General features: G+C 63.8%; 10 protein-coding genes. 9 read left to right on the top strand and 1 reads right to left on the bottom strand.

The features are described 5' to 3' along the window. Window positions 1–230 precede the first annotated feature (230 nt). The 7 genes from A6V37_RS19605 to A6V37_RS19575 all read left to right on the top strand — a co-directional run bounded on the left by A6V37_RS19605 (window position 231) and on the right by A6V37_RS19575 (window position 8,212). Complete coding sequence (locus A6V37_RS19605) at window positions 231–803, top strand: cupin domain-containing protein (protein ID WP_064270299.1); 573 nt, start codon at window positions 231–233, stop codon at window positions 801–803. 174 nt (window positions 804–977) lie between these two features. Then, the gene (locus tag A6V37_RS19600) at window positions 978–2,594 is read left to right on the top strand and encodes a peptide ABC transporter substrate-binding protein (protein WP_064270298.1); all 1,617 of its coding nucleotides are present in this window, start codon (window positions 978–980) and stop codon (window positions 2,592–2,594) included. 16 nt (window positions 2,595–2,610) lie between these two features. Continuing rightward, a complete protein-coding gene (locus A6V37_RS19595) occupies window positions 2,611–3,549 on the top strand; it encodes an ABC transporter permease subunit (RefSeq protein WP_064270297.1) in 939 nt (312 codons plus the stop codon). A 3-nt stretch (window positions 3,550–3,552) separates the two neighbouring features. Beyond that, entirely contained in the window at window positions 3,553–4,467 is a 915-nt protein-coding gene (locus A6V37_RS19590; RefSeq protein WP_242665893.1) for an ABC transporter permease, read from the top strand. Window position 4,468: 1 nt separating this feature from the next. After that, window positions 4,469–5,464, top strand: a complete 996-nt coding sequence (locus A6V37_RS19585; protein ID WP_064270296.1) for an ABC transporter ATP-binding protein — start codon at window positions 4,469–4,471, stop codon at window positions 5,462–5,464. After that, a complete protein-coding gene (locus tag A6V37_RS19580; RefSeq protein ID WP_064270295.1) occupies window positions 5,461–6,507 on the top strand; it encodes an ABC transporter ATP-binding protein in 1,047 nt (348 codons plus the stop codon). The genes A6V37_RS19585 and A6V37_RS19580 overlap by 4 nt, the downstream gene beginning before the upstream one ends. Before the next feature lie 151 nt (window positions 6,508–6,658). Continuing rightward, the gene (locus A6V37_RS19575; RefSeq protein WP_064286238.1) at window positions 6,659–8,212 is read left to right on the top strand and encodes an OprD family outer membrane porin; all 1,554 of its coding nucleotides are present in this window, start codon (window positions 6,659–6,661) and stop codon (window positions 8,210–8,212) included. Between the two features lie 73 nt (window positions 8,213–8,285). On the opposite strand, the gene A6V37_RS19570 is transcribed toward A6V37_RS19575, so the two are convergent. Then, the gene (locus A6V37_RS19570; protein ID WP_064267329.1) at window positions 8,286–9,164 is read right to left on the bottom strand and encodes an IclR family transcriptional regulator; all 879 of its coding nucleotides are present in this window, start codon (window positions 9,162–9,164) and stop codon (window positions 8,286–8,288) included. Window positions 9,165–9,467: 303 nt separating this feature from the next. Here A6V37_RS19570 and A6V37_RS19565 point away from each other — a divergent pair, with 303 nt between their 5' ends. Then, the gene (locus tag A6V37_RS19565; RefSeq protein ID WP_064286237.1) at window positions 9,468–10,559 is read left to right on the top strand and encodes an ABC transporter ATP-binding protein; all 1,092 of its coding nucleotides are present in this window, start codon (window positions 9,468–9,470) and stop codon (window positions 10,557–10,559) included. Continuing rightward, window positions 10,552–11,466, top strand: coding sequence for an ABC transporter permease (locus A6V37_RS19560; protein ID WP_064286236.1), 915 nt, complete (start codon window positions 10,552–10,554; stop codon window positions 11,464–11,466). Before A6V37_RS19565 ends, A6V37_RS19560 begins: the two co-directional genes overlap by 8 nt. Window positions 11,467–11,484 lie beyond the last annotated feature (18 nt).

Genomic DNA, 11,484 nt, shown 5'->3' with positions numbered 1-11,484 from the left:
CACACCAACCGGCGGCACACTGCAGCAATTACGGCATGGACACATCGTTTTTGGAAATAAACGGTCAATTTGGCTGGTACCTATTTCGGTTCTGGCAACATAGAGTGTTGTCTCGAAATGTGGTCCGTTGCATCACCGGGGACTAAAGGCCCGACGCCCCCATCCTCGACCACGATCAAAACATATTTGCGTGTATCAAACAAATTTTGACGGGCTAATTTCCTCCTGATATGGTCACAACAATTCAAAAGAGCAATCCGGCACTTGAAATCGGCAGCAAGATCCGCGCGCTGCGGCAGCGGCTCAAGCGCACGCTGGATGACACAGCAACGGCGGCGGGGATTTCCAAGCCGTTTCTGTCGCAGGTAGAGCGTGGCCTGGCGTCACCGTCCATCACGTCGCTGGCCGGGATCGCCCACGCACTCGGGGTAACAGTGCAGTATTTCGTCGACACACCCAGCGAAGAACGCTGCGTGAGCCGCGGCGATCAGTTGAAGTTTTTCGGTTTTGCGGATTCGGCCAATCTGTTCGCGCGGCTGACCAACGTGACCGGGGGCCGTCAGCTCGAAGCGATCCTGGTGAGGATGCCGCCCGGGCAGAAGCGCTCCGAAGTCACCACGCATGCCGGGGAAGAGTTTATGTATGTGATCGACGGCGAAGTGTCGTTGACGCTGGAAGGCAAGACGTTCGTGCTGCACGCAGGAGACAGCGCGCATTACGAATCGACGGTGCCGCACAGCTGGTTGAACACCGCGCGCGTCGAGTCGGTGGTCGTCTGGGTGGGCACACCGAGGCTGTTCTAAAAAGCAGGCGCCTTATCCGGTCGATCCGGCGAGGGATTGCCTGCATTACTGAATGTAAGGAATCCTGCATGTCAGACACAAGCAACAAGGGCCGCCATGGCCCGGGCAACGCAGCTAACCCGGCGCTTTAGCGCCAGCGCGTTTCCTTCTCGACCTTTCCTGCGATCTCAACCGATGAAAATCCCGTTTGTCCATGCAACGGCGCTGACCGCGCTCGTCCTTGCATTTGCCCCGTCCGCCTTCGCCGTCACCGTGCCGCCCGGCGTCACGCTCGCCGCCACCCAGGAAATCACCCGCCAGGTGCCGGCCGAAACCGAATCGCTCGATCCCGCGCACATCGAATCGTGGACCGGCGATACCATTGCGCTCGACCTGTTCGAAGGGCTGACGCGCATCGACGCGGCGGGGGCAATCGTGCCGGGCGTCGCGCAGTCGTGGACGCGCACCGCGCCGGATACGTGGGTGTTCAAGCTGCGTCACGATGCGCGCTGGAGCAACGGCCAGCCGGTCACGGCAGCGGACTTCATCTATTCATGGCAGCGCGTGATCGATCCGAAAACCGGTTCGAAGTACACCATCCTGGTCGAGTTCGTAAAGAACGCCAAGGCGATTCTCGCCGGCAAGGCGCCGCTGACGAGCCTTGGCGTTCGCGCAGTCGATCCTTATACGCTGGAAGTCAAGACCGAGGCGCCCGCCGCCTTCTTCCCGCAACTGGTGGCCATGCCTAGCATGGCGCCGGTCAATCGCGACGTGGTCGCGAAGTTCGGCGGCGAATGGACCCGCCCGGGCAACTTCGTCGGCAACGGGCCCTACGCGCTGGCCGACTGGCAGCCGGGCAACCGCATCGTAGGCACGAAGAGCAAGACGTACTGGAATGCAGGCAACGTGGTGATCACGAAAGTGACCTACCTGCCGATCGAAAACGACGAAACGGCGATGCGCATGTACCAGGCAGGCCAGTTCGACTACACCTATCAGATCCCGTCGGGCATCTATGCGCAGGTGAGCAAGCAGTTCGGTTCCGAGCTGAAAACCGGCCTGCAGATCGCCACGTATTACTACAGCCTGAACAACGACGACCCGGCCTTCAAGGACAAGCGCGTACGCCAGGCCCTCTCGATGGTGCTCGACCGCGACCTGCTGACCCAGCGCCTGACCGCGGACGGCGAACTGCCGATGTACGGCCTGATCGCCAAGGGCACGCAAGGCGCGGCCGTCTTCAAGCCCGACTGGGCCGGCTGGCCGATGGGCAAGCGCGTGGACTACGCGCGCAACCTGCTGAAGGAGGCAGGCTACTCTGATACGAAGCCGCTGACTTTCACGCTCACCTACAACACCAACGACCTGCATAAGAAGGTCGCGCTGTTCACGGCCTCCGAATGGCGCACCAAGCTCGGCGTGACCGCCAAGCTGGAAAACGTCGAATACAAGGTGCTTCTCAAGCAGCGCCACGACGGCAAGGTGCAGGCTTCGCGCGACGGCTGGTTCGTCGACTACAACGACGCCATGTCGTATTTCGATCTGATCCGCTGCAACAGCTTGCAGAACGATCAGCACAACTGCAACCCGCAAGCCGACAAGCTGGTCGAGCAGGCGAACCAGCAGCTCGACGACGCCAAGCGCACCGCCATGCTCACGCAGGCCCACGACATGATCATGAACGACTACCCGATGGTGCCGCTGTTCCAGTATTCGGCGGACCGGCTGGTCAAGCCGTATGTGGGTGGCTACACGTCGACCAACTACGTCGACCAGCGCGCCACGCAAGACATGTATCTGATCAAGCACTAAGCGCGGGAGCACCGTCATGCTGGCCTATACGCTGCGCCGCACGCTCTGGGCGATCCCGACGATTCTCGCCGTGATCACCGCGTGCTACCTGCTGCTGCACCTCACCCCGGGCGGACCGTTCGACACCGAGAAGCACCTGTCGGCGGCCGTGATGGCGAACCTCAATGCCAAATACCACCTCGACGAACCGTTGTGGCTGCAGTACCTCCACTACCTCGGCGCGCTGCTGCACGGCGATCTCGGGCCGTCGTTCCGCTACGCCGACTGGACCGTCAACGATCTGGTGTGGAAAGCGCTGCCGGTAAGCCTCGGCGTGGGCGGCGTGTCGGTGCCGATCGCGCTCGTGATCGGCGTCGCGCTCGGCACGGTGGCCGCCGTGCGGCGCGACCGCTTCGTCGATCACTTCGTCATGGTGCTCGGCAATATCGGCAACGTGGTGCCGCCGTTCGTGCTGGGTCCGGTGCTGGTGTGGATCTTCGCGATCCTGCTGAAGACCTCCGAAGGACACGGCTGGCTGCCCGCCGGCGGCTGGGGCGAAGGCGAGTGGCGCTATCGCGTGCTGCCAATCGTGCTGCTCACCATCATCAACGTCGCCGCGATTGCCCGCGTGATGCGCGGCAGCATGATCGAAGTGCTGTCGGGCAACTTCATCCGCACCGCGCGCGCGAAGGGCTTGCCGGGCCGCACGATTGTGCTGCGCCACGCCATGAAGCCCGCGCTGATGCCGGTGGTGTCGCTGCTCGGCTCGATCTGCATCTCGTCGATCACCGCGGCTGTGGTCACCGAATCGGTATTCGCGCTGCCGGGCCTCGGCCAACTGGTCGTCAACGGCGCGATCAATCGCGACTACACGCTTGTACTCGGCCTCGTCGTGCTGACCACCGCCGTCGCCGTGCTGTTCAACCTGCTGGTCGACCTCGCGTATGCGTGGCTCGATCCGCGCATCCGGTACTGATCCATGCCCCGCTCTCTTCAATCGACTGCCGCGGCGCTCGATCCGCTCGCGGCCATCGCGAAGGCGCCCCGTTCGCGCGGCCCGCTCGCCACCGCCGCGTGGCGTTTCGTGCGCAACCGCGCGGCGTTTTCCGGCCTCGTCGTCTTGCTGCTGATCGTGATTGCCTGCGTGGCCGGTCCGTGGTTCCTGCCGAACGGTCCGATCGATAGCGACTGGAGCGCCATCAGCCTGCCGCCCACCCTGCAGAACATGCACTGGTTCGGCACCGACGAACTCGGCCGCGACCTGCTCGCGCGCACGCTGGAAGGCGGGCGTGTGTCGCTCGAAGTCGGCCTGCTCGGCACGCTCGTGTCCGGGCTGATCGGCGTTGCGTACGGCGCGACCGCGGGCTATCTGGGCGGCCGCGTCGACGCGGTGATGATGCGTATCGTCGACATGATGTACGCGATCCCCTACATGCTGATCGCGATCCTGATGATGACGATGTTCGGCCGCGCGTTCTACCTGGTCGTGCTCACCATCAGCGCATTCTCGTGGCTCGACATGGCGCGCGTGGTGCGCGGCCAGACGCTGTCGCTGCGTTCGCGCGAATTCATCGACGCCGCCCGCGCAATCGGCGTGAGTTCCGGCTCGATCATCGCGCGCCACGTCGTGCCGAATCTGTTGGGTGTGGTCGTGGTGTACGCCAGCGTGACGGTGCCGAACATCGTGCTGACCGAATCGGTGCTGTCGTTCCTCGGCCTCGGCGTGCAGGAGCCGATGACGAGCTGGGGCGTGCTGATTCAGGACGGCGCGCAGAAGCTCGAATCGATGCCCTGGCTGCTGCTGTGCCCCGCCGTGATGCTGTGCGCCACGCTGTATTGCGTGAACTTCGTCGGCGACGGTTTGCGCGATGCATTCGACCCGAAGGACCGCTGACATGCCGCTACTCGAAGTCAAAGACCTCAGCGTGCGCTTTACGCGCCGCGAAGGCGCCCCCGTCGACGCGGTGCAAGGCGTGTCGTTTTCACTGGAAGCCGGCCGCACGCTCGGGATTGTCGGCGAGTCGGGCTCGGGCAAGAGCCAGACCGTGATGGCGCTGCTGGGCCTGCTGGCCGGCAACGGCAGGGTGTCGGGCAGCGCGCTCTATCGCGGCGAAAACCTGCTGACCATGAACGAAGCGGCGCTGAACCAGATTCGCGGCGACCGGATCGGCATGATCTTTCAGGACCCGATGACCTCGCTCAACCCGTTCCTCACGATCGAGCGGCAGATGACCGAGACGCTTCAGCTGCACCGCAAGATGTCGCGCCGCGAAGCGCGCCGCCGTGCGATCGAAACGCTGGAATCGGTGCGCATTCCGGATGCCGCGCGGCGCATCAACATGTATCCGCATGAATTTTCCGGCGGCATGCGGCAACGCGTGATGATCGCAATGGCGCTCCTCTCCGAGCCCGAAATCCTGATCGCCGACGAACCCACCACCGCGCTCGACGTGACCGTGCAGGCGCAGATCATCGAATTGCTGCGCGAGCTGAACAGCGAACGCGGCACGGCGATCATTCTGATCACGCACGACATGGGCGTGGTGGCCGGCCTGTGCGACGACGTGATGGTGATGTACGCCGGCCAGACCGTCGAGCAGGCGAATGCCGCCGCGCTGTTCGCCGCGCCGACGCATCCGTACACGCTCGGCCTGCTGAATGCCCTGCCCCGTCTGACCGACGACGACGACCGTCCGTTGCAAACCATTCCCGGCAATCCGCCGCTGCCCGGCGAGGCCGGCACGGGATGCGCCTTCGCGCCCCGCTGCGCGTATTGCAGCGACCGCTGCCGCGAATCGCGCCCGCCGCTGTCCGTCACCGAAAGCAGCGCGGGTGCCCTGCGCGCGTGTCATCGGCCGGTGACGGAAATCCTCGAGGCACAACACGCATGACAAACACCGCACATTCAAGCCAGGACGCGGCCACGCTGCTGCGCGTCGACAATCTCAAGGTGCAGTTCGGCGTGCCGCGCGGCGGCTTTCCGTGGTCCGGCAAAACCATGCTGCGTGCCGTGGACGGCGTGTCATTCAACGTGCGGCGCGGCGAGACCGTGGGGCTCGTCGGCGAATCGGGTTGCGGCAAGTCCACGCTGGCGCGCGCCATCATCGGGCTGGCACCGGTGGCGGACGGCAGCGTGCGCTGGCTCGGCGACGAAACCGTGCTGCCGGGCGCGCGCCGCGACACCTCGCGTTTGCGCCGCGACGTGCAGATGATTTTCCAGGACCCGCTCGCCTCGCTCGACCCGCGCATGACGATCGAACAGATCGTCGCCGAGCCGCTGACGACGCACGGCCAGGACATCGCGCGCGCCGACGTGCAGCGGCGCGTGCTGACCATGCTCGAACGCGTCGGCCTCAACGCGCAACATTTGCGCCGCTATCCGCACGAATTTTCGGGCGGCCAGTGCCAGCGCGTCGGCATCGCACGCGCGCTGATCGGCGAACCGCAACTGGTGATCTGCGACGAGCCGGTATCGGCACTCGATGTGTCGATCCAGGCACAGATCGTCAACCTGCTGCGCGATCTGCAACGTGAGCTGTCGCTCTCGCTGCTGTTCGTGGCACACGATCTGGCTGTAGTCAAAGCGATCAGCCATCGCGTGCTGGTGATGTATCTGGGACGGGTGATGGAGTTCGGCGACAAGCGCGACGTGTACGGCACGCCGCGCCACCCGTACACGCGCGCGTTGCTTTCCGCCGTACCGGTGCCCGATCCGGTCGTGGAGCGCGCGCGCCGTCATCTGCTGTTGCGCGGCGAGATTGCCTCGCCACTCAATCCGCCCTCCGGCTGCGCGTTCCGCACGCGTTGCCCGGATGCGATCGAAGCGTGCGCCCAGGATGTTCCGCAGGCAATCACGCACGGTGCAAACGCAACCCGCGTCGCGTGCATTCGCGTGGGGGACATGATGAAGGAAGCGTCCTTGAGCGGGCGCTAATGCAAGGAACCTGAGAAGTCCGACCGTATTCCCCGGCGCGATAGGCCATCGCGCTGGTGGATTCGTTCGCTCTGCCCCGGCAGGAGGACGACAGGCCTGGACTGGCCAACCGCCAGCCCAAGAATCATCACAATAATCAGGGAGCTTTTCAATGAACCATAGTCGATCAAAAAACCGGACAAAAAGATCCGGCACCGCGACCTTCTTCTACTGCGCGTTTACGCTGCCCGCATTCGTGCTAGCCGCGAATGCCAACGCCGACGACAGCGCAGTGGAGTCCAATTCCGAAACGTCGCGAACTCGCACGTTCGCGCAAACGTTTGCGAATCCTGCTCAAAGCAGTCAATCCGGCAAGCGCCGGGCGGAACAGGGCGGCGAGGTGCGCAACGATCAGCCCGACACCACCAACGCCATCGTCAACGCCGAAGCCGAGCAGGCCGTTACGCAGCCGGCGCCCCCGTCGAGCCAGGCGGCGAGCAAGGGCTTCATCGCCGACAGCCATCTGAAACTTGAGTTTCGCAACTACGCCGACTACTTCCAGGCACCGGATACGATCTACCGCCACGCCTGGGTTCAGGGCGCGCAAGTCAACTTCGAGTCCGGCTACACGCAGGGCCTGATCGGCCTCGGCGCTGACGTGTCGCTGTTCGGCGCGCTCAAACTCGACGGCGGCAACGGTGCGGGCAACATGGTGCACGTGGCGAAGGGCGGCGGCGGTTCGAACCAGCTCGCGTGGGCCTATCCGGGCGTGTACGACATGAAGGCGCGCATTTCGGAAACGGTCGTGAAGTACGGCCTGCAGGACGTCACCAACCCGTTCCTCGAACCGCACGACAACCGCGCGCTGCCGCCCACCTTTCTCGGCGTGTCCCTCGCCAGCGACGATCTCGCGCACACCACACTTCAGGCCGGCAGCTTCACCAAAGTCGACGCGCGCGGCCACACAAACCTGAGCAATCTGACCACCTCGTATGGCGGTACGCGGATCGACCGCCTCACGTATGTGGGCGGCACCTGGCACTACTCAGAAAACGGCGAGATGTCGCTCTATGCCGATCAGGCCGATGACGTCTGGCGCCAGTACTACGGTTCCGTGGCGCAGTCGTTCGGCGATCCGGCCACGATCAAATGGAGCGGACTCGCCAATATCTACTCGACGCGCGACACCGGCGCTGCTCGTCAGGGGCCCATCAACAGTAACGCCTACAGCCTGTCGGTCTCCGCGCAACACGGTCCCCACGGACTTCTGCTTGGTTACCAGCAGGTGCTCGGCGACCAGTTCTTCGACTACGTCAACGAAACCAACGGCAATTACCTGACCAACTCGATGGACGTGGACTACAACGCGCCGCACGAGCAGTCGCTGCAGTTGCGTTATACGTTCGACGGCAAGTACGCCGGCGTGCCGGGTCTCAAGGCGACGTTCTGGGGGGGATACGGCTGGGGGGCGGACGCCTCGGCCGGGGCGGCGGCGAACGCCTCGCCCTCGGCGCCGCTGCACGATCTTTATTGGAAGAACGGCGAGCCGGTGCACGGGCATCACCATGAGTTCGGCTTCATTCCCAGCTATACGCTGCAAAGCGGGCGCTTCAAGGATACGAAGATCACGTTGATGGCAATGTGGCACAACAGTCAGTACCACTACTCAGACGGTAACAACATGGAATACCGGCTGCTGGTGAACGTGCCGATAAAAGCGTTCTAGTTGAAGCGCTTGTCGCGCAATGGCGAACGGCGCCACGTGCTCGTGCTCGACGTGGCGCCTGCTCCGCCCCGCCTTATCCCGTGATCCGCTCGGTGGTCATGGCGCGCGACAGGCCGTGCATCGGCCGGCGCAACGCAACATCGAACGGATTGGTTTGCGGGCCGATCGCGTCGGCCTGGCGCCGCAACAACTCGACCACCATCGGCAAGCGGTCGTCGCCGAGACGCGCCGCGAGCGTGCCCACGCTCAGGGCCGCCACCGCCACACCGGCGCGGTCCAGAATCGGCACCGCTACGCCGGCCATGCCGTCGAGCACGCCGCTATTGCGCCCCGCGTAGCCCAATTTCCGCACGCGTTCAATCTCGGTGCGCAGATACACCTCGTCGAGCACGCCGTAGCCACGAATTCGCGGCACGTTGAAGCGAATGATCTCCTCGCGCTCCGCCTCGGGCAAAAACGCGAGAATCGCGAGGCTCCCCTGTCCCACACCCAGCGCCACGCGCCCGCCAATGTCGCCGGTAAACGAGCGAATCGGAAACGGCCCTTCGCAGATGTCCAGGCACACCGCGTCGAAACTGCTCTTGACCAGCAGAAAGATCGTGTCGCCGAGACTGGCGCATAGCCGCAGCAACGCGGGACGGCACAGCGTGCGCATGCCGCTCGGGTTGCCGGCCTGCGCCGCGAGCGCGAAGAAATCGACACTCAGCCGGTACAGCTTCGAGCTTTCGTCCTGTTCGACGATGCCCTCCGCAATCAGCGCGTGCAGGATGCGATGCACGGTGCCTTGCGTCAGACCCACTGCCTTCGCCAGGCGCGTAACGCGGCCGCCCTCGGACTGCAATTCGGAGAGCGCCCGGATTACCGCAAACGCGCGTTCCAGCATGCCGGGGCCGGGCGCGCCGTTCGCCTCGGCCGGCGCGATATCGGTATCTCGTTTGGCGGCAGCATTCATCTTGAAGGTCCACAATTATTTCATTGACCGGAACACTATAAAGCGTTTTATCCAGGAGCGGAATCCCGACCGGGTCCGTTAGCGAATACGTTGCGCCAATGATTCATAGGGGTTTTCCGTACGTCACGCAGTGGAACAGTTCTGATTGCCAGATCCCAATATCTTCCGTTCAATGGAATTTTTTTCAATCTCGTACCGGCAAACGGAATTTGAAATTGACTGACTGTAATTTGGCTGGCTAGAGTCGGCGTCATCGAGGCAGTAATCGATTGAACCGGCGCCGAATCATCCAAAGGTCAGATCATGTCGTTTCTCACACTCACGGACGTAGCGAAATCGTTTGGCGATCTGCAGGCCGTCGCCGACGTCAACCTGTCGGTGGAAAAAGGCGAGTTCGTTTCGTTGCTCGGGCCGTCCGGCTGCGGTAAGACCACCACCTTGCAAATGATCGCCGGCTTCGTCGAAACGACGCGCGGGCGCATCACGCTCGACGGCCGCGACATCACGCACATGAAACCGAACAAGCGCGGCCTCGGCATCGTATTCCAGAGCTACGCGCTGTTTCCGCATATGAGCGTCGCCGACAACGTCGGCTTCGGGCTGGAGATGCGCAACGTCGACAAGGCCGAGCGCAAGGAGCGCATCCGCGAGGCGCTGGCGCTGGTGCGTCTCGACACGCTCGCGCATCGTTTCCCGCGCGAACTCTCCGGCGGTCAGCGGCAGCGCGTGGCGATTGCCCGCGCCATCGTGATCGCGCCGCCGGTGTTGCTGCTCGACGAGCCGATGTCGAACCTCGACGCCAAGCTGCGCGAAGACATGCAGTTCGAACTGCGCGGCATTCAACGCAAAATCGGCACGACCACCATCATGGTGACGCACGACCAGTCGGAAGCACTGTCGATCAGCGATCGCGTGGTGGTGATGGAGGCCGGCCGGATCACGCAGATCGACACGCCGTACGAAGCGTACGAGCGCCCCGAAAACCGTTTCGTGTCGCAGTTCATCGGCAAGGCCAACATGCTGCCGGGCACCGTGGTGGCGCGCGACGGCGACGCGATCCGCATCGACCTCGGCCATGATCTCGCAGAAACCGGCTACACCGCGCAGTTGCCGGAGCGCGAGCGCGTGATCGGCGTCGGCGACGCGGTGACGCTGTGCATCCGCCCGGAAAAGCTGCGCCTGTGCGCACCGAACACGGGACGCGTGCCGGCGACCGTGACGAGCCGCTTCTTCCTCGGCAGCCAATGGCTATACCGGCTCGACAGCCGGCTCGGCGAGGTGCTGGTGTGCTGCCAGAACGAAGGCACCGAGCCGCTTGCGGAGGGGGCGCCGGTCGGCGTCGACTGGAGCAGCGAGGCGATCCGCTTCATTCAACGGGACGCGCATCATGGCTAGCACGCTGCCCGCAATGGACAATCGCAACCTGAAAACCAGCCACGCGCGGCGTGCGCCCTGGCATTCGTTCCTGCCGCTGTGGCTGATGTGCGCGCCCGCCTTTCTGCTGTTCGTGGCACTCGTGCTGGTGCCGCTCGTCATGACGCTGGTGCTGACCTTCTACCGCTTCGATCCGGCCGGCGGGCCGCTCGCCGCCTTCCAGTTCGGCAACTACGCGCAAGTGCTGAGCTCGTCGTATTACCACACCATCTTCCTGCGCACCTTCGGCATCGCGTTTCTGGTCACGTTGCTGTGCATCGCCATCGGCGCGCCTGAGGCTTATGTGTTGTCGCGCATGCGCGATCCGTATCGCTCGATGTTCCTGCTGGTGATTCTCGCGCCCCTGCTCGTTTCCGTGGTGGTGCGCGCCTTCGGCTGGAGCATGCTGCTCAACACCAGCGGCCTCGTGAATCAGGCATTCGGCCTCGTCGGACTCGGGCCGTACAAGCTCGAGTACACCACATTCGCAATCGTCATTGCATTAGTGCACGTGATGCTGCCGTTCATGGTGATTCCGGTTTGGACAGCGTTGCAGAAGCTCGACCCGCAAACGGAAAACGCCGCGCTTTCGTTGATGGCGTCGCCTGCCACCACGCTGCGCCGCATTGTGTTGCCGCAACTGACGCCGGGCATTCTGTCGGGCAGCCTGATGGTGTTCGGCTTGTCGGCGAGCGCCTTTGCGATTCCCGGGCTGCTCGGCGGCCGGCGTCTGAAAGTCGCCGCCACCGCCGTCTACGACGAATTCCTCGGCTCGCTGAACTGGCCGCTCGGCGCGACCATCGCGCTCCTGTTGCTGGCCGCGAACCTGATCGTGATGCTCACGTACTACCGGGTTCTGGAACGCAAGTACGCCAGAAGCCTCGGCTAATCCATCGGCTCACTGAGT

Origin of the sequence: Paraburkholderia ginsengiterrae (assembly GCF_001645125.1) — a bacterium.
GTDB classification, from domain to species: Bacteria; Pseudomonadota; Gammaproteobacteria; order Burkholderiales; family Burkholderiaceae; genus Paraburkholderia; species Paraburkholderia ginsengiterrae.
Note: the sequence above shows the minus strand (reverse complement) of the source record. Positions and strands in the feature narration are given on the sequence as shown.